This window comes from Pedobacter suwonensis (genome assembly GCF_900111825.1).
In the GTDB taxonomy this organism is placed as follows: domain Bacteria; phylum Bacteroidota; class Bacteroidia; order Sphingobacteriales; family Sphingobacteriaceae; genus Pedobacter; species Pedobacter suwonensis.
Genome location: NZ_FOJM01000011.1, coordinates 87,577 through 104,933 on the forward strand (window position 1 = coordinate 87,577; position 17,357 = coordinate 104,933).

At 41.9% G+C, this 17,357-nt stretch carries 16 protein-coding genes; 8 read left to right on the top strand and 8 right to left on the bottom strand.

The features are described 5' to 3' along the window. Positions 1 to 100 precede the first annotated feature (100 nt). Complete coding sequence (locus BM107_RS15160; RefSeq protein ID WP_090985028.1) at positions 101 to 1,108, top strand: SDR family oxidoreductase; 1,008 nt, start codon at positions 101 to 103, stop codon at positions 1,106 to 1,108. Between the two features lie 259 nt (positions 1,109 to 1,367). Here the strand turns inward: BM107_RS15160 and BM107_RS15165 are convergent, their stop codons facing one another. From BM107_RS15165 to BM107_RS15180, 4 genes are all read right to left on the bottom strand, one after another. Beyond that, a complete protein-coding gene (locus tag BM107_RS15165) occupies positions 1,368 to 2,162 on the bottom strand; it encodes an SDR family NAD(P)-dependent oxidoreductase (protein WP_090984802.1) in 795 nt (264 codons plus the stop codon). Between the two features lie 47 nt (positions 2,163 to 2,209). Then, positions 2,210 to 2,401, bottom strand: a complete 192-nt coding sequence (locus BM107_RS24515; RefSeq protein ID WP_134204792.1) for a hypothetical protein — start codon at positions 2,399 to 2,401, stop codon at positions 2,210 to 2,212. Positions 2,402 to 2,708: 307 nt separating this feature from the next. Further along, positions 2,709 to 4,901 carry a catalase gene (locus BM107_RS15175; RefSeq protein WP_090984806.1) on the bottom strand — a complete coding sequence of 731 codons (2,193 nt, stop codon included), beginning with the start codon at positions 4,899 to 4,901 and terminating at the stop codon, positions 2,709 to 2,711. Positions 4,902 to 4,916: 15 nt separating this feature from the next. After that, positions 4,917 to 5,471: a YciE/YciF ferroxidase family protein gene (locus BM107_RS15180; RefSeq protein WP_090984808.1), complete on the bottom strand. Its 555-nt coding sequence runs from the start codon at positions 5,469 to 5,471 to the stop codon at positions 4,917 to 4,919. 225 nt (positions 5,472 to 5,696) lie between these two features. Between BM107_RS15180 and BM107_RS15185 the strand changes: the two genes are divergently transcribed. The 4 genes from BM107_RS15185 (at position 5,697) to BM107_RS15200 (ending at position 8,264) form a co-directional block, all read left to right on the top strand. Beyond that, positions 5,697 to 6,185 (top strand): CinA family protein, encoded by a 489-nt coding sequence (locus tag BM107_RS15185; protein WP_090984809.1) that lies wholly within the window; start codon positions 5,697 to 5,699, stop codon positions 6,183 to 6,185. Positions 6,186 to 6,195: 10 nt separating this feature from the next. Further along, positions 6,196 to 6,873 (top strand): DUF6766 family protein, encoded by a 678-nt coding sequence (locus BM107_RS15190; protein ID WP_090984811.1) that lies wholly within the window; start codon positions 6,196 to 6,198, stop codon positions 6,871 to 6,873. Positions 6,874 to 6,987: 114 nt separating this feature from the next. Further along, a complete protein-coding gene (locus tag BM107_RS15195; protein WP_090984813.1) occupies positions 6,988 to 7,545 on the top strand; it encodes a YciE/YciF ferroxidase family protein in 558 nt (185 codons plus the stop codon). Between the two features lie 245 nt (positions 7,546 to 7,790). Beyond that, positions 7,791 to 8,264, top strand: coding sequence for an ankyrin repeat domain-containing protein (locus BM107_RS15200; protein ID WP_090984815.1), 474 nt, complete (start codon positions 7,791 to 7,793; stop codon positions 8,262 to 8,264). Here the strand turns inward: BM107_RS15200 and BM107_RS15205 are convergent. Next, positions 8,261 to 8,869 (bottom strand): hypothetical protein, encoded by a 609-nt coding sequence (locus tag BM107_RS15205; protein ID WP_090984817.1) that lies wholly within the window; start codon positions 8,867 to 8,869, stop codon positions 8,261 to 8,263. The genes BM107_RS15200 and BM107_RS15205 overlap by 4 nt on opposite strands. A gap of 178 nt (positions 8,870 to 9,047) precedes the next feature. Between BM107_RS15205 and BM107_RS15210 the strand changes: the two genes are divergently transcribed. The 3 genes from BM107_RS15210 to BM107_RS15220 all read left to right on the top strand — a co-directional run bounded on the left by BM107_RS15210 (position 9,048) and on the right by BM107_RS15220 (position 11,746). Beyond that, positions 9,048 to 10,616 carry an FAD-dependent oxidoreductase gene (locus BM107_RS15210; RefSeq protein ID WP_090984819.1) on the top strand — a complete coding sequence of 523 codons (1,569 nt, stop codon included), beginning with the start codon at positions 9,048 to 9,050 and terminating at the stop codon, positions 10,614 to 10,616. A 70-nt stretch (positions 10,617 to 10,686) separates the two neighbouring features. Further along, the gene (locus tag BM107_RS15215; protein WP_139222296.1) at positions 10,687 to 10,968 is read left to right on the top strand and encodes a hypothetical protein; all 282 of its coding nucleotides are present in this window, start codon (positions 10,687 to 10,689) and stop codon (positions 10,966 to 10,968) included. A gap of 52 nt (positions 10,969 to 11,020) precedes the next feature. Further along, the gene (locus BM107_RS15220; protein WP_090984823.1) at positions 11,021 to 11,746 is read left to right on the top strand and encodes a DUF72 domain-containing protein; all 726 of its coding nucleotides are present in this window, start codon (positions 11,021 to 11,023) and stop codon (positions 11,744 to 11,746) included. Between the two features lie 204 nt (positions 11,747 to 11,950). Here the strand turns inward: BM107_RS15220 and BM107_RS15225 are convergent, their stop codons facing one another. The 3 genes from BM107_RS15225 to BM107_RS15235 form a co-directional block, all read right to left on the bottom strand. Further along, complete coding sequence (locus BM107_RS15225) at positions 11,951 to 12,313, bottom strand: response regulator (protein WP_090984825.1); 363 nt, start codon at positions 12,311 to 12,313, stop codon at positions 11,951 to 11,953. Next, complete coding sequence (locus BM107_RS15230; RefSeq protein WP_244278821.1) at positions 12,306 to 13,859, bottom strand: PAS domain-containing sensor histidine kinase; 1,554 nt, start codon at positions 13,857 to 13,859, stop codon at positions 12,306 to 12,308. The genes BM107_RS15225 and BM107_RS15230 overlap by 8 nt, the downstream gene beginning before the upstream one ends. A 388-nt stretch (positions 13,860 to 14,247) precedes the next feature. After that, positions 14,248 to 17,175 carry an ATP-binding protein gene (locus BM107_RS15235; RefSeq protein WP_208864390.1) on the bottom strand — a complete coding sequence of 976 codons (2,928 nt, stop codon included), beginning with the start codon at positions 17,173 to 17,175 and terminating at the stop codon, positions 14,248 to 14,250. Positions 17,176 to 17,357 lie beyond the last annotated feature (182 nt).

Sequence of the window (17,357 nt, forward strand, 5' to 3'; positions counted from 1 at the left end):
TAAAAGTTTTGGACATAACAGGCTCGTTTATCAATGTTCAAAAAAGCCAAACCTTCTAAAATTTTATCTGGTTATATCTATACCTATTAAAAACATCATTATGGACGGAAAAAAAATTTTTACACGACGTGAGGCGCTCGGAGGCCTAGGCATCGGGTTGGCCAGTATGGCCATTGCCCCGACACTAACTGCAGCAACAGTAGACCAAACCTATTATTCGCCACTTGCCGCGCTCGAAGATCCTACAACCAAGTATCCGCGACCACCTTTTAACCATCAAAATCAGCCTTGGCCGGCCTTAGCCAGCAAAATGGAGCCAAGGCCAGATCATGGCGAAACCAGTTATAAAGGTTCGGGAAGACTGATGGGTAGAAAAGCACTGATTACCGGTGGCGATTCTGGCATGGGAAGAGCTGCAGCCATTGCCTATGCCAGGGAAGGCGCAGATGTGGCGATCAATTATCTGCCACAAGAGGAACCTGATGCCAGGGAAGTTGTTGAACTGATTAAAAAGGCTGGCCGTAAGGCCGTTGCCATTCCTGGCGACATCAGAGATGAAGCCTTTTGCAAAAAACTGGTCGATACCGCTGTAAGTCAGCTGGGCGGACTTGATATCCTGATTAGTAATGCCGCAAGGCAACAAAGCACACCTTCGCTTGCTGATTTAACCAGCGAACAGTTTGACTGGACCATAAAAACCAATATATATGCGCCATTCTGGATTATTAAAGCAGCCTTGCCACATCTAAAACCAGGCTCATCCATTATTGGAACCACTTCTGTACAGGCAACCGATCCATCACCTGATCTTTACGATTATGCACAAACAAAAGCCGCTACCACAAATTTCGTAAAATCCCTTGCCAAACAACTTGGGCCTAAAGGTATCCGGGTAAATGGCGTTGCACCTGGCCCGATATGGACGCCCTTACAAATGGGAGGTGGTTCAACCCCTGAAAAACTTAAAGAATTTGGTAAAGATACTGCGCTAGGCAGGCCCGGCCAACCTGCCGAACTGGCGTCGATTTATGTTCAGCTTGCTGCAAATGATGCCAGTTTTTCTACCGGACAGATATATGGTGCTGCAGGAGGAAATGGACAGCCTTAATGCTAGCTGACAGATAGTTAAGTATCGTAATTGCGAGAAGGCTTTTTCAGCCGACGAAGCAATCTTTCTGGCACAAGACTGCCTACGTGAAAGATTGCTTTGTCGTTCCTCCTCGGCAATGACGATCGCACTGGTGGATTTGTCAATGGTAGCGTCACGGAGATTTTTTTTAAACACATTAAAAGATCTCTCCACTACGCGTTGCTTCGGTCGAGATGACGAAATCTATTTGAAATCTGATATTGATATGGGGATAATATTATGATTTATCCACCGGTTCCTGTTGCTTACCCGTCTGTTCTGCCAGCATACTATCGGGCGTTATATTTCCCATGGCTACCTGTAATTTGTTTTTAAACCCGGAGATTACCATATCTTTCCCCGCAACCATGGCCTCATAACCATCTTTAGCTACATCTGCCGGATCTGCAAGTTCTCCCTCCTGTACCGCTTTGGAATCCAGCATATTTGCTTTTCTAAAAAAATCGGTATCTGTAGGCCCAGGCAATAAAGAAGTGATGGTAACCGGTATATCTTTAATTTCCGCGCGGACAGCCTCATTAAAGGAATGCACAAACGCTTTTGTTCCATGGTAAACCGCCTGGTAAGGCCCTGGTACTTTCCCTGCAATGGAGGCAACATTTAAAATCTTTCCGCTTCCGCGTGCTACCATTTCGCGGACAAACAACTTGGTTAAAGTTACTAAGGAAGCAACGTTAAGCTGGATGATATCCAGTTCCTGATTAAGATCAGTATCGATAAATTTACCATAAACGCCTTGCCCGGCATCATTCACCAATACATCGATCTGTATATTTCTCGCTTTTATCTGTTCATAAAGATTAAAAGCTGCGTTTGGTTCAAAAAGGTCGGCAATAACTGTAATGACCTGAACCCCTTGTTCCTCAAGCACCAGCGCAGTTTTTTGCAGGCTAGCCTCGTCCCTGCCAACAATAACCAGGTTAAAGCGATCTTTTGCAAAAAGCTTTGCCAGTTCGTAACCAATGCCACTGCTTGCCCCGGTAATCAGAGCGAAATGTTTTGTATTTTCCATAGTAGGTATTTTTGGCTTAGTGAAGCCTGGTGTAAATAATAATCCGTTTAGTCAGTATTGCTTTCACTGGTTTGCTTGTCTGCATCCGAATCAGATTTTGTAGCTTTTTCGGCCAGTTTCTCTGCTGCATCATCTTCCTGATGGGCACTATCTGCATCGCTTCCCGCTAGCTGGGAGACTGGAATAACGCCTACTTTTTCCTCATTCTGCGTTTCGTGATCTGTTTTTTTGTTTTCCATAACCTTAAGCTTATTTATAATTGACAAGAGCAGACAGATGAATTTGCCTCGATAATATTCAAAAATATTTCTCCCTGTAAATGCCCCTCCATTATAGAACCGGTTGAAACCTTTAGCAGTTTGGTTTATTTTCAAAAAAAGAGGCTGCATCATAAAATACTGAGTTGTCATCCTGAGCTTGTCGAAGGACCTGTTTTAAATACCTACAAGGCGTTTCGACAGGCTCAACGTGACAAATTAAAGTGGATTACGATTTATGATACAACCTCAAATGATGTAGAGAATATTTTGCTATAATTAACTTAGCCTATGCCGGAATTTTTCTCGGCACCTCCCGATCCCAGAATCGGTGCAGGGCAATCATTTTAGCGAACAATTCGGCTGATGAAGAAAGATCATCCGAAACCAATATTCCTTCGCGCAGAACGGTTTCCTGCGAATATTCATCAGGAAGCTTCTTATAGAAATAGGTGGCCTCTAAAACCTGTATGGCTGTAGCATCGGCGGCTATTGCCTTGCAGTGTTTAAAAGCTTCGTTCAGAAAATGTACGGCATTGGCTTCCGCTTCCAATGTAGCAGAGCTATTTATTCCTCCCGGAAGATAAACGGCATCGTAAAGTACAGAAGCGGCCGTTAAGAAACTTTCATCCACATCAATCTGCTGATCTTCCTGCGAAAGAATAGTACCGAGCTTTGGTGCTATAATATGAACAATTGCGCCCTGGGCTACAAGTGCATCTTTTACCTTACTTAATGATTGGTCATCAACCCCATCCGCTGCAAGGATGGCAATTTTTCTGGTGGCAATAGAATCTTTAAGCGTACCCGCCATACTCAATGCCTCCGATTTTGCAAGTTCACCTTCTTTCTGTTCCGGGGTATAATCTGCCGGATCGGCGTCTGCAGGGATACTTCCATTAAGTTCTGCTAAAGGGATGGTTGGAACATGAAGCCCAAGCGAATAAGCTACGGCTGCTGCAAGCCCTTTATCCACATGGTTAAGTAAGCCAAGCATGCGTGTTCTGATATCAACCATTTTTACCTTACCCAGTTCAAAACTAAAAGCATCAATCAGGTGATTTTTTTCGGCTTCAGACTGGCTATTAAAGAATAATCTCGCCTGCGAAAAGTGATCGAAAAAGCTCCTGCTTCTTGCACGGATTTTCTTTGCATCAATGCGCTCGTTATAACTAACAAAACCACCCTCGGCAGCTTTGGCTTGCCGCGGATCATTTGTAGCTATTCCATTTGGGCCATAACTGGTTTTACCCCGGTTTATGGTTTGGCGCATATAACCGTCGCGCTGGTTATTATGTATAGGCACTACAGGCCTGTTAATTGGAATCTCATGAAAATTTGGTCCACCTAACCTGATCAGCTGTGTATCTGTATAAGAAAATAACCTTCCCTGCAACAGCGGGTCGTTAGTAAAATCAATTCCAGGAACCACATGCCCAACATGAAAAGCGACCTGTTCAGTTTCAGCGAAAAAATTATCCGGATTTCGGTTCAAGGTCATTTTCCCAATGCGTTGCACCGGAACCAACTCTTCGGGAATGATTTTGGTAGGATCTAATAAATCGAAGCCAAACTTAAATTCATCTTCCTCTGCCACAATCTGAACACCAAGTTCCCACTCCGGGAAAGCACCTGCTTCTATGGCATCCCAAAGATCTCTTCTATGAAAATCGGGATCCTTTCCGGAAATATTTTGTGCTTCATCCCAGGCTACCGAGTGTACACCCTGCAATGGTTTCCAGTGAAATTTAACAAAACTGGAAACCCCAGATGCATTAACTAAACGGAAGGTATGAACTCCAAAACCTTCCATCATGCGGTAACTTCTCGGAATGGCCCTGTCGCTCATCAACCACATGATCATATGTGCAGATTCTGGCATAAAGGAAATGAAATCCCAAAAAGTATCGTGTGCTGATGCAGCCTGAGGAATTTCATTGTCCGGCTCTGGCTTTACGGCATGTACTAAATCAGGGAATTTAACTGCATCCTGAATAAAAAAGACAGGCATATTGTTACCTACAAGGTCAAAATTGCCTTCTTGAGTATAAAATTTTACCGCGAAACCACGCACATCACGGGCAAGATCAGTAGAACCCCTTGATCCTGCTACGGTTGAAAACCGAACAAAAACAGGTGTTTCCTGTCCCGGATCGCAGAGAAAAGCTGCCCTTGTGATGTCAGACATATCCTCATATACCTTAAACACCCCGTGTGCTCCCGATCCCCTTGCATGTACAACACGTTCAGGGATCCGCTCATGGTCAAAATGGGTAATTTTTTCTCTTAATATAAAATCTTCCAACAATGTTGCGCCTCGATCGCCAGCCTTAAGCGAATTCTGATCGTCATTTATTTTAACTCCGTGATTCGTAGTCAGTTTTTCACCCCTGTCATCTGCAACAAAAGCCTCTAATTTCGCGGTTTTATCGTTGTCCTGTTTTATCGGGCTGGTATCTTTTACCGTTGTTTTTTTTGCCATTTTATTTCTCCTTTCTTAAGCCTCATCAGCTGCCTGGTAGTTAATTTCATTTTCAGCAATATCAGTAAGCTTGGTATCAGCAAGTTTTTCTTCAGCAAGTGTTTGTTCGAGTAAATCTGCAACCTCTGTTAAGCCCAATGTGGTGGCCAATTGGAAAAGCCCACCATAAGAAGCAATTTCATAATGTTCTACCTTCTGGCTGGCTAGTATGATGCCCACATCACGTGTTGCGGTTCCGGCTTCCGTTTCTTCAATGATACTTTCACCCTCTTTACTCAATCCTTCCATCGCATCACATTTTTTTGCAACGGGCTTCTCACCAAGCAGCTCAAATACCTGTTCAAGTCTGGCTACATGTCCTTTGGTTTCTGTAAGATGAGATTCAATTGCGCTTTTTAGCGCTGGTGCTGTCGCACTGGCAATCATTTTTGGCAAATTTTTAACCAAATGATTTTCGGCCCAATAAAGATCACAGATTCCATCTTTAAAGAGTTCTTTTAAGGCCGGAGAAGCCTCTACCGTGGCTTTAGCACTGAGTTTTGGTTTACTGCCGCTGTCTTGTTTTTTCATGGTATGTTTTGTTTAAGGATGTTTCTTTATTAACCATCATCTATAACAACCCTATATTTTGCTATATAGTTTCCGTAATTTATCCGTGTTTTAATACGCATTGGGTAAAAAAACGGATACTTAACGCAACCTTCTCTTCAAAACCATTTTTAAAAACGCCTTGTTAATTAGCGTATATATCCTTCAATCGGATTATAAAGAAGTACGAGCCAGATTTTAGCACATATGAAAAGCAATAAAATGGATGCTGTGGGCAAAATGCTCATTGGTAAAAAGTTAACAATTGCCTTTGCCGAAAGCGCAACCGCCGGCCGGCTTTCGGCAGAATTTTCAATGATCGACCATGCAGGAGAATTTCTTAAGGGCGGAATTGCCTGTTATGATGCCCAATTAAAGCAGGATCTTTTACAGGTTGATCATACGTTGATTAAAACCTATACACCTGAATCAATGGAGGTAACCCGGGCCATTAGTTTGGGCCTTTCACGGTTGATCCCAGCTGATATTCATATCGGTATTACCGGGCTTACCGCTCCGGGAGGAAGCGAAACTGAAGAAAAGCCCGTAGGTACTGTATTTATTTATGCGACCAGCAAAGGTGGGCTGGTCTTTTCAGAAAGACTTAATTTTACCGGAGAACGGGAAGAAATTGTTTCGGCAACGGTAGAGGCCTGTGCAGATTTACTGATAGATTACCTCAGCGCTATAGACTAATATCACGATCATGAAAGCTAATAGCGTATTTCCTAAAAAAACCTGGCTATATAAAAACGGACTATCTGTTGTATTCATCGGCCTTTTTGTATGCTCCCTTTTTGCCCAGGCCCTTACCGGCTGGAATGAACACAATAAAGAACTTAATGAACATGGAGCACACAGCCTTAATTTAAGCACCTACCTGCGTTCAGGCCATTTCATCTCTGCGACCTTTGAGAATTTCGAAAGTGAATTTTTACAGATGATGCTTTATGTTTTGTTAACAATAAAACTACGCCAGATCGGTTCTGCAGAATCAAAAAAAATTGACCAGAAAGAAGAAGTGGATCGGGAACCCGTTCCCTCCAAAGATGCACCATGGGCTGTACGCCAGGGCGGATGGATTTTAAAACTATATTCCCATTCTCTTTCCATTGCTTTTATTTTACTGTTTTTGCTTAGCTGGTATCTGCATTTTTACGGCAGCTGGCAAGACCACAACATAGAACAGGCACTAAAAGGAAAACCTGCGGATACGATGGGCGCTTACCTGGGGCAAACCACTTTCTGGTTTGAAACCTTTCAAAATTGGCAGAGCGAGTTCCTGTCTGTTGCCGCTATCGTTGTACTCACTATTTTTCTGAGGCAGAAAGGTTCGCCTGAATCAAAACCTGTTGATGCGCCACACATGGAAACAGGGAAATAAGCTGACGAAGTGGAGCCTAGAGTTTCGAACAAATCTTACAAACAATAAAAAAAGTCAAAACTATCATAAATTTCAACCTGTTCTATACATAAAGAACCTATAAAAAATATAATTATGGCAACTACAAAAAAAACCGAAAAGAAAACCGCAAAACCTACAGGTAAAACAGGAAAAATGGAGAATTCAGAATTCCACGAGTTTTTTATTGATGAGTTAAAAGATATTTATTGGGCAGAGAAACACCTTGCAAAAGCGCTTCCGAAAATGAAGAAAGCGGCTACAAGCCCGGAACTGGCAGCAGCTTTTGAAAAGCATACCGAAGAAACAGAGCAACACATAAGCACACTTGAAGAAGTATTTAGCCTTTTAGGCGAAAAAGCAACTGCGAAAAAATGCGATGCCATGGCTGGATTATTAGAAGAAGCTGACGGCATTATTGCTGATACAGATAAAGGTACCATGATTCGCGATGCCGGACTTATTCTCGCCGCTCAAAAAGTTGAACACTATGAAATTGCAACTTATGGAACCTTAAGGGTATTTGCAGAAAATATGGGCCACAATGATGTAGCCGAACTTCTTACGCAAACCCTCGAAAATGAAAAGGCAACAGATGTAGCTTTAACAGAACTGGCGGTTAACGCAGTTAATGAGGAAGCAGTAGCAGAATAAATAATTTAAAAAGGCTCTTCGGAGCCTTTTGTTTATTTTATGCTATTTTCCCGTCGTCCCACCGTGATCTGATAGTTATCGAATTTATTTCAAGGTCTTTTCTATGGAAAAAGTACTAAAAAGCAGCTATAGAACAAAAAACCGATTGAAATAATCGGTTAAAATTACCACCAACAAGGAAATATTCTTTATTACATCCAGAGTAATAAACCAAACCTTTTCATTACAGCCACAGTTATGTTTACATGGAAAATTTAGACCAATTAATGATACCCGCAGCCAGACAAGGAGAAACGGAAGTATTAAAAGAGCTTATTAGCAGGGGTGCAAATGTGAATTTCAGGGATGAAAAAGGCTACACCCCATTAATCATTGCCTGTTATAACAACCGTTTATCATGCGCGGAAATACTTTTAACAGCGGGAGCGGATATCAACGCTGCAGATTTTGGTGGCAATACCGCATTGATGGGGGTTTGCTTTAAGGGCTACCTCCCCATTGCCGAATTACTGATTGCTAAAGGGGCAAAACTAGATCTTCAGCATGGAAACGGCGGAACCGCATTAATGTTTGCAGCCATGTTTGGCAGGAATGACCTGCTGAAACTGTTACTTGAAAATGGTGCAGACACTTCCATTACCGATGTACGCGGACAGCGTGCTGCAGAACTTGCAGCCATGCAGGGCAATGAAGAAGGGCTTGCCATGCTGCAGCATTAAGGCTTACCATCAAGCAACCCTTTTACAAGCAATTTCCATTGTGGATAGGATAAGCCCAGCTTTGCACTAAAACCGACAACCAGGTTCCGGGCCCTATCAATTAAATTGCCATCACTAACATTAGCCTGCTCATTCCTGCCATGCTCCTCTGCCCAGACCGTAATCCGATCTCTTCGGATAATAAAGGTAGAAGTGGCATGGTCTTTTAAAAAATGAGCAACCTCCTTATCTTGGTTTAAAGGCGAAGGGCTAGGGCGCACACACATACTGATCATTTCCCGGTCACCTCCATGCTCACTTTTAATTTCTTCAACCATCACCCAATCAAAACCATCACCCGATAGTGGACCGGGACCCGGGATATCGATTCTGATAAAATCTCCCTTTTGTGCTGACCGCATGGCTTCCTTTCCGTCAGGCGTAAAAACCTTAAAGTCTGATAATCCGGAGAGTTTGCCCCATTCATTCACGGCCAGTAATCTTTTTTCAGCAGCTGCAAAAAAATCCTGAGCCTGAATAAGGGTGTTTAATTTACGTTCTTCAACTGCATCCATCTGGCTTCCCACAAATTGTTGCGGAACCAAATCATTCTTCGATTCTTCCATAGTCTTTTTATTTAAAAACCATGTGTTCCTCAGCTTAGTTTCGTTATTTATCAAACAGAATAAAAATCGACATCAAGTTTAGTGAAATAAACACCCTGATCTGCTCCGGGCAGTTAAAGCGAAATTCTAAAACCTTTACGTTTGATAACAGGTTCTTAATTTATCAACTGCTTTGAAAATGAGAAATAACGAAACAGAAATAAACAGGAGAGATGGGGCCAATGCCAGTATGTGGCAGGCGGCTTCAATAAACACTGTTGCAAAAGATCATGCTAATCAGGAAGAAATATACGATACGCTGATTATAGGTGGTGGAATTACAGGTATAACAACCGCATACCTATTGCAAAAACAGGGTAAGCATTGTGCGCTGGTTGAAGCAAAAAACCTCGGCTTCGGCACCACCGGCGGCACAACTGCCCACTTAAACACTTTTCTGGATACTACCTACCCGGAAATAGATAGCGACTTTAGCAAAGAAACGTCTGGCTTAGTAGCAGAGGGAACAAAGAAGATGATCAAAATGATCAGCACAAACATAGAGGAATTAAAAATTGATGCTGATTTTGAGTTTAAAATGGCTTATCTTTTTTCGCAGAACGAAAAAGAAACAAAAGAACTCCAATCTATCCTTGAGTCATCGCAGGCTGCTGGTGTGGCAGTAAGTGAAGCTGATGAAAATGGTGTTCCGATCCCTTACGATCACGTTTTGCGTTTTGAAAGCCAGGCCCAGTTTCACCCATTAAAATACATTACCGCACTGGCGAAGGAATTTGAAAAACTGGGCGGTAAAATTATCGAACAGATCTTTATCCACAGTACAGAGCTGCGTGAAGACATCCACTATGCAAAGAGTGATAAATTTATAATACAGGCAAAAAATATTGTTTATGCCACGCATATTCCGCCGGGTATAAATATCCTTTCATTACGCAATGCACCTTACCGTAGTTATGTGCTTGCCGTAAAGCTGAACAGCGGAGAATATCCTGATTGCCTGGCATACGATATGCAAGAGCCTTATCACTACTTCAGGAGCCATGAAATTGACGGACAACAATACCTGATTATTGGTGGCGCCGACCATAAAACCGGCCACGGAGATCCGTTAAAAGCTTTTGAAGATCTTCAGGATTATGCAAAAAAATACTTTGACATCGGCGAGATCAGTTACAAATGGTCATCACAGTATTATGTACCTGTTGATGGACTACCTTATGTTGGTCAACTGCCTGGGGGCGATAAAGGAATTTATGTTGCAACCGGTTTCAATGGAAATGGTATGATCCTGGGCAGTCTTTCGGCTGTACTGATCAGTGATCTTATTCTGGGAAAAGAAAATCCCTATGAAAAACTGTTCAATCCGTCGAGGTTGAAACCCATTGCCGGATTTGCCGAATTTGTAAAAGAAAATGCAGATGTAGCCTACCATTTTGTGGCAGACCGATTTGGCGCAGAAATCATTAAATCTACCAGCGAACTGGGCAAAAGTGAGGGCAAAATTGTAGAATTTGATGGAGAAAAACTGGCCTTATATAAGGATAATGCCGGAAAAATAACAGCCTTAAACCCTGTATGTACGCATGCGGGTTGTATTGTAAACTGGAATCCAACTGAAAAGACGTGGGACTGCCCATGCCATGGAGGACGTTTCTCTGTTGATGGACAAGTGCTTACCGGGCCGCCTCAAAAAGATCTCGGGTCCATCCCATTGGAAGAGCTGGAATCAGTAAGGGATAAGAAATAAATCAACCTGAACCCCAGGTCACAATTTACTTTTATTAATACATTAAGATACCAATATGAACGGAATACCTATGAAAAAGCCTAAAGGAGAGCTGCATACGTTAAAGACAAAGTTTGATGCTGGATTAATAGAATCATTATGGAGCGAAAATGGAGAACTGATGTATATCATTAAAGACGGACTCGACCTGAATGAATACGCTTTGCTTGCCAAACAGATTCTTGAAAGTGAGGGTGATATTGCACATGATTTTACCGGAAAGGTAACCAATGAATCGAAAAACGAATTTGCCCGGTTTGAGTATAGATCGGGATGGTTTTTGGATGGGCTGGCGGAAGGTGAAATAGAATAGCAATATGCTATAAGATAACCGTGATAAGTATTTTAGCATAAGATAGGATTAAATGAAATCAGGTAAGGCTTTTATCGGTACATCAGGATGGAAATATCGTCATTGGGTGGGTACTTTTTATCCGGCAAATCTTAAAAAGAAAGATCAATTGCAATATTTTACCGCATATTTTGATACTGTAGAACTGAACAATTCTTTTTACCGCCAGCCAACGCTACAGAATTTCGAAGCTTGGGAGGCACAAAGTCCCGCGCATTTTACTTATGCCGTTAAAGCTAACCGGTATTTTACCCATTTAAAAAAACTGAATGTATCGCGAAACGAAATCGTAGAATTTTTAGATGCGAGCCTCGGGCTAGGGAAGAAATTGGGGCCTATCCTTTTTCAACTCCCACCAAAATGGCAAATTAATACCGAGCGGCTGGAACGATTTTTAGAAATACTCCCATCAGGATATCGTTATACTTTTGAATTCAGAAATGAGACCTGGTACCATGAAGCGGTATTTTCGCTGTTAAAACAATACAATTGTGCCTTCTGTATTTACGATTTAGGCGGGCATCAATCGCCCATTGTTGCCACTGCTGATTTTGTATACATCAGGCTGCACGGACCCGGAGAAAAATACCAGGGTTCATACAGCCGATCTGCCTTAACAAAATGGGCTGAGCTGTGTAATGCCTGGTTGCAGGAAAATAAAGATGTATACCTCTATTTTGATAATGACCAAGAAGGTTATGCTGCTTTTAATGCAATTGAGCTTAAGAAAATGATATAAATAAGTGCTTTAGATGCTGAGTTTAACTTTTAGGTGAACTTAATGCAAATTCATCATGCTGAATTCATTTTACAAGTAGCGTTAGCATTTCAATTGCCTTGTAGCTACTTCGTGGTCAGCATCATCAGGAAGAAGCCCCTGAAATAAATCCGAGAGCTATCAGATCAGGGTGACGACGGTAAACAAAAACATGTGTCAACTCCTTTAATTAAGCAGGGCGTTAACGGACTCTAAAATATTGTTTAAATCAAAAGGTTTGGCTATAAATTGATTGGCGCCTGCATCACTTGCTACCTGTTCACCATCTCTGCTGGCAGAAATTACAATTACTTTTAATTGTTGATGTGCCGAGTGCTTTCTTAGGTGCTTCAGTACCTCTTGTCCCGAAAGTCTAGGCATCCATAAATCCAGGATCAGTAAATCCGGTTGTTCCTTATCAATAGCCGCCTGTACTTTTAAACTGTCATTCACCGAAATCACCGTATGTCCCACTTCATCCAAAATCATTTCCAATACATCAATAATCCCTTCATCATCATCACAGATCATGATTTTCTTTTTATCCATTCGTTTCCTTTCCTGCCTTAGGTAAAGTAAAACTGAATATAGAACCTTTGCCTATTTCACTTTCTACCCAAAGGGTTCCATTATGTCTTTTAATAATCTGATCGCAAATATAGAGTCCTATGCCCATCCCTGGAAACTTCTTCTGGATTTCTACACCCCGGTAAAACCTTTCAAAAACTTTTTTCCTGTCTTCAGCACTCATTCCCAAACCAAAATCCTTAACCGATACCTTTACATAATCACTTACGTTGGCAATATTGACTTCAATTTTTTCCGAATCGGGTGCATATTTAATGGCGTTTGATAATAAATTGCTCACCACTTGAGCAATGTGCGACTCATCTGCAAGCACCTTTGCACCAGTTTGGCCATTTAGTATGATCTGATGACCAGGAACTGTTGTACGCATACCATCAACAGCTTCAGCAATCATGTTATCGAAATCAAACTGCGCCATATGCAACTCCATATTACCACTCTGGATACGCGAAACATCAAGCAATTCGCTAATCAGCGAATTTAAGCGTTCTACATATACCGATACTTTGCCAAAAGTAGATAGAAATTTCTCACTCGCATCTTGAGGCATGGCGCGTTCTAACAACTGCACATAACCTTTTATTGTAGTAAGCGGGGTACGGAGTTCATGACTGGCAATGGATAAGAAGTCGTCTTTTCTAATTTCCACCTCACGCCTTTCCGTAATATCTTCAATAGCGAGCAGGATTTGGTCTTTAAATTGCCCTTCAAATTCTACGCGGTATGCATTCAAGAGCATTAATTTCTTTCCAATATGTGGAAAATCATGCTCAACTTCGAAATCCACAACAGGATTATTGGTTGGCAGAATTTTAACAAGCAGATCACGAAGCTTCGGAATATCCCACTGGTGGTTACCTAAATCATATAACTGACGGCCAACCGTTTCTTCCTTACTTACCTTAAATGTCCTCAAAAAGTGATTGTTGGCACTAAGTACATTGAAATTAGGATCAAGTACCAAAAGCCCCTCGCGAACCGTCTCTATAATACTGGACAGGAAGGCTTCGCTTTCCCGAAGTTCTTTTGTACGCTCCTTGATCCGGTTTTCCATCACCAATTTTTGCTGCCGCAAATCGTGCTCCGCATTCTTCCTTGAGGTTACATCGTTCTGCACCCCTATAAAATGGGTTACTTCACCATTGGCATTTTTTACTGGCGACATATAGAGTTCGTTCCAGAACAGATCGCCATTTTTTTTATAATTTCTGATTTCTACCCGGCATTCTACCCCTTCTGCAATGCTTTTACCTAAAATTGCCCGTTCTTCTTGGTTTCGGTCCTGAGCCTGCAAAAACCTGCAATTATGTCCAATAATCTCCTTTCTCGAATATCCCGTAATTTTTTCAAAGGCCTTATTGCAATAAATGATTGGATTGTCTTGCTGGGTATTATCGGTAATGATGATGCCAGAAATAGAGGCATCCAATGCCATAGTCATCAGTTGAAAATTAGATGCACCTGCATTTCCTGAAAGTTCAAATTTTCTATTGTTAGATGTTTCCAATTGATCTGTATAAAATTGTGTGTATCTGACTTGTATTTTGAGAAGTGTTTAACCACTTCTAATTTCGTTTTAATTAATAAAATTCCATCATATAACCCCTTAATTAGTAATTTGTTTTATTTCTTTACAACTAAAATCGGTTACATTGATGCGTGTTGGAAATCATCTATGTGGAAAAAAAAGACAACTATAAATATTACTTCTCAACCCAGGTTAATTTAAAATATTATGCTAAACTAGTCTTTTTTTCAAAACAATTAAGAAAAGACCAATGTTATAACCGCACATCTACCTAAAATAAATAACTGTTCAATCAGTTAGTTGATGCGGCTACTGGCAATCCGGTAGTCGCTTTTTTTTAGCTAAGCAGTGTCTGATGCGCTTTGCTTTAATCTGCCAGCGGCAAGAAAAAATAAAAGGTAGAACCTACCATAGGTTCGCTCTCTACCCCTATGGTACCACCATGGCGGTTCACGATTTCTGCACAAAGGTATAAGCCGACACCAAATCCCCTAAAACCTTTATTTGCAGATTCGGTACGGTAAAACCGCTTAAATACATGTATTTGGTCTTCCTTTTTTATCCCAATTCCGTAATCCCGTATACCTATTACTGCTTGTTTTTCGTTTTTATTTACAGCAATTTCAATCTTCGGTGCTTCCGGTGCATATTTTACGGCGTTTATCAACAGGTTTGTGATAACCTGGCCAATTTTTTCCCGATCACCTCTTACCTGGAGATTATCACCACCGGTGAAATGGAGGATATGCGAAGGAGATGTAAATTGTACTTCGGCTGCAATTTCCTTAGCCAGTTCATCAATATCAAATTGTTCCCAATTCAGGTGCAACATCCCTTCATCCAGTTTACTCACATCAAGGAAATCGTCAACCATCCTCGCCATTCTCGTGATCTGGTAACCGGCCCTTTCTGCTGCATTGGCTATCAAAGGTTCATTAATTGTTGCAGACTTTTTCCCTATGAGCTGAATATAACCAAAGAGTGCGGTCAACGGCGTTTTTAATTCGTGGGAAGCAACGGCCACAAAATCGCGCATACGCCGTTCATTGTAAAGCCTAACCCTGTTTATTTTAATCTGCGCACGTACTTTACTCAGTAACTCCTGTGCAGAAAAGGGCTTAACCAGATAATCATCTGCACCTGCTTCCAACCCATCAATCCTGGCTTCTTCGCCTGCCCTTGCCGAAAGAAAAATAAGTGGGATCCAATGTTTTTCTTCTCTTTCCCTGATTTTTTTAAGCAAAGCTTTTCCATCCATAACAGGCATCATGATGTCACTAAGGATAAGCTCGGGAGTGAAAGTGCTGAGTTTTTGCAGGGCATCTTCACCATTAACTGCTGTGTAAACGTTAAATTCAGGTTCAAGCAAACGTTTCAGATAGGCGCGCATATCGTTATTATCATCAACAATCAGCACCTTAGCTTCGGGCTGGTGTACGTGGTCAGCCTTAGTAGGTTTGTTCTCCTTTACTATTTCACTATACTCTTCACCTAATAAGCCTGAAGCCTCTTGAAGAAAAGATTCTCTCAAACCGATCATCAGTCCCTGAAAACCTTTTTGATGCACTTGTTCTGCAGGCAGATGAGAACTTCCTAAAGGGATACGCAAAGTAAAGGTTGATCCCGTTCCAAAAACACTCTCTACAGCTATATCTCCGCCGTGTAACCCAACAAGCTCACTAACCAATGAAAGTCCGATGCCAGTTCCCTCATGGGTTCTGCCAATCGCATTTTCCACCCGATGAAAGCGTTCAAACATATGCGGAAGTTCAGCCGCTGGTATACCTACCCCGGTATCTGAAACCTTTAAGATCACATGATCACCCTCTTTAATCAATTCGACGGTAATTTTTCCTTCAAGGGTATACTTAAAAGCATTGGAAAGCAAGTTGAGTACAATCTTTTCCCACATCTGGATATCGAGGAAAACTTCAAAAGAGTGTAAATCAGCTTTAACAACAAGCTCCATACCTGCTTTCTCAATAATAGAGCGGAAGCTACTGGCGAGGTCGGTAGTTACCCCTACAATATCAACCGGCTGAAAAGCAGCTTTTACCCTCCCGGCTTCCACCCTGCTAAAATCGAGCAGGTTGTTAACCAGTTTGAGCAGGCGCATGGAATTACGGTGCGTAGAAAGTACAATCTCGCCAATTTCAGGATCGGCCATAATGGTTTTGGCCTGGAGATCTTCCAGCTGCCCAAGCATTAACGTAAGAGGCGTACGAAACTCATGACTGACGTTACTAAAAAAAGCTGTTTTCGATCTATCTATTGCAGCCAGCGCTTCCGCCCGTTTCTGTTCCTGCTCGTAGGCATATACGTTAGAAACCGCACTACTAAAAGTATTGGCCAAAAGCGAGTAAAAGCCCAGGTATTCTTCATCAATGGCTCTTCTGGCACTCACGCCAGCAACAATGTAACCAAAGGGTTTTTCCTTACCCGAAATGAATACCGGCAAAATTACTGCTGTAGTTGGTGTTTCAGGATAGGGCTGGCAGGCAAAATTACCAAACCTCAAAATCAAATCGTCTAAAACCAAAGGCGCATCAACTGCTCTTGCTAACGGCCAGGCTTGTGCGTTTCCATCAAATAATATTTCAGGAATAGCCAATGCCGGGGCAAGCGCTGTGCCTGCACTATTGATCAAAGTGGCAGATACGCCATCATCTGCTATACTGTAAAACAAGATAAAAGGCAAATCGGCAACAAAATCCGGCTGCTTTTCCACAATCAGGCTGCCTATATCTTCAATGGACTTTGCCCTGGCTAAAACCGATGCCAGATCGCGGAGCACCTGCGTTCTGCGGCCATTGAGCATTTTATCGGTAGTTTCGGTAATGGGGTGAAATATTCCGCCCACCTCACCAGATTCATCCCGTATAGGTGCAAATGAAAAAGTCATGAACGCTTCTTCCAGGTAGCCGTACCGAAACAAAAACATCTGTTGATCGGTAATGTAAGTTCCTTCTCCCTGCTGTCCGCGCGTAAATTTATCGCCAACCACCTCCAGAGCAGATTCCCAGCAAATGCGAAAATTCATGCCCATTGATTGGGGATGCATGGTTCCACAGATGGGGCGGTAGGCATCGTTATAAATCTGTATCGTTTCTGGTCCCCAGGCAATAAGGATCGGAAAAGTGGAAGAAAGACACAAACTCACAGATGTCCGAAGACTTTGCGGCCACGTTTCAACCGGGCCTAATGGATTATCAGACCAATCCATTGAGCGGATTAATGCGCCCATTTCTCCACCGCCAGATAAAAACTGTTCGTTAGAGAAGCTTTGATTATCCATTATTTTATTTATTTATGGCGATAAAGATAATACAAATAGCATCAACAAAACCTTAATAATCGAATAACTTACTTATGTTACCCTGCAAAACTGAAATACATCCAATTAGCCTGTTATCCGATCTCTTTCTGCTGTAACAGAGGTATAAAACATTTTGCAAAAATTAATGTTTATCTGCAAAT

Excerpts from the sequence above, each read along its gene's own strand:
- BM107_RS15185 (WP_090984809.1), top strand. The coding sequence starts at position 5,697 with ATGAAAAGCAATAAAATGGATGCTGTGGGCAAAATGCTCATTGGTAAA.
- BM107_RS15210 (WP_090984819.1), top strand. The coding sequence starts at position 9,048 with ATGAGAAATAACGAAACAGAAATAAACAGGAGAGATGGGGCCAATGCC.
- BM107_RS15225 (WP_090984825.1), bottom strand. The coding sequence starts at position 12,313 with ATGGATAAAAAGAAAATCATGATCTGTGATGATGATGAAGGGATTATT.
- BM107_RS15215 (WP_139222296.1), top strand. The coding sequence starts at position 10,687 with ATGAAAAAGCCTAAAGGAGAGCTGCATACGTTAAAGACAAAGTTTGAT.
- BM107_RS15200 (WP_090984815.1), top strand. The coding sequence starts at position 7,791 with ATGGAAAATTTAGACCAATTAATGATACCCGCAGCCAGACAAGGAGAA.
- BM107_RS15220 (WP_090984823.1), top strand. The coding sequence starts at position 11,021 with ATGAAATCAGGTAAGGCTTTTATCGGTACATCAGGATGGAAATATCGT.
- BM107_RS15205 (WP_090984817.1), bottom strand. The coding sequence starts at position 8,869 with ATGGAAGAATCGAAGAATGATTTGGTTCCGCAACAATTTGTGGGAAGC.
- BM107_RS15235 (WP_208864390.1), bottom strand. The coding sequence starts at position 17,175 with ATGGATAATCAAAGCTTCTCTAACGAACAGTTTTTATCTGGCGGTGGA.
- BM107_RS15195 (WP_090984813.1), top strand. The coding sequence starts at position 6,988 with ATGGCAACTACAAAAAAAACCGAAAAGAAAACCGCAAAACCTACAGGT.
- BM107_RS15160 (WP_090985028.1), top strand. The coding sequence starts at position 101 with ATGGACGGAAAAAAAATTTTTACACGACGTGAGGCGCTCGGAGGCCTA.
- BM107_RS24515 (WP_134204792.1), bottom strand. The coding sequence starts at position 2,401 with ATGGAAAACAAAAAAACAGATCACGAAACGCAGAATGAGGAAAAAGTA.
- BM107_RS15165 (WP_090984802.1), bottom strand. The coding sequence starts at position 2,162 with ATGGAAAATACAAAACATTTCGCTCTGATTACCGGGGCAAGCAGTGGC.
- BM107_RS15190 (WP_090984811.1), top strand. The coding sequence starts at position 6,196 with ATGAAAGCTAATAGCGTATTTCCTAAAAAAACCTGGCTATATAAAAAC.
- BM107_RS15175 (WP_090984806.1), bottom strand. The coding sequence starts at position 4,901 with ATGGCAAAAAAAACAACGGTAAAAGATACCAGCCCGATAAAACAGGAC.
- BM107_RS15180 (WP_090984808.1), bottom strand. The coding sequence starts at position 5,471 with ATGAAAAAACAAGACAGCGGCAGTAAACCAAAACTCAGTGCTAAAGCC.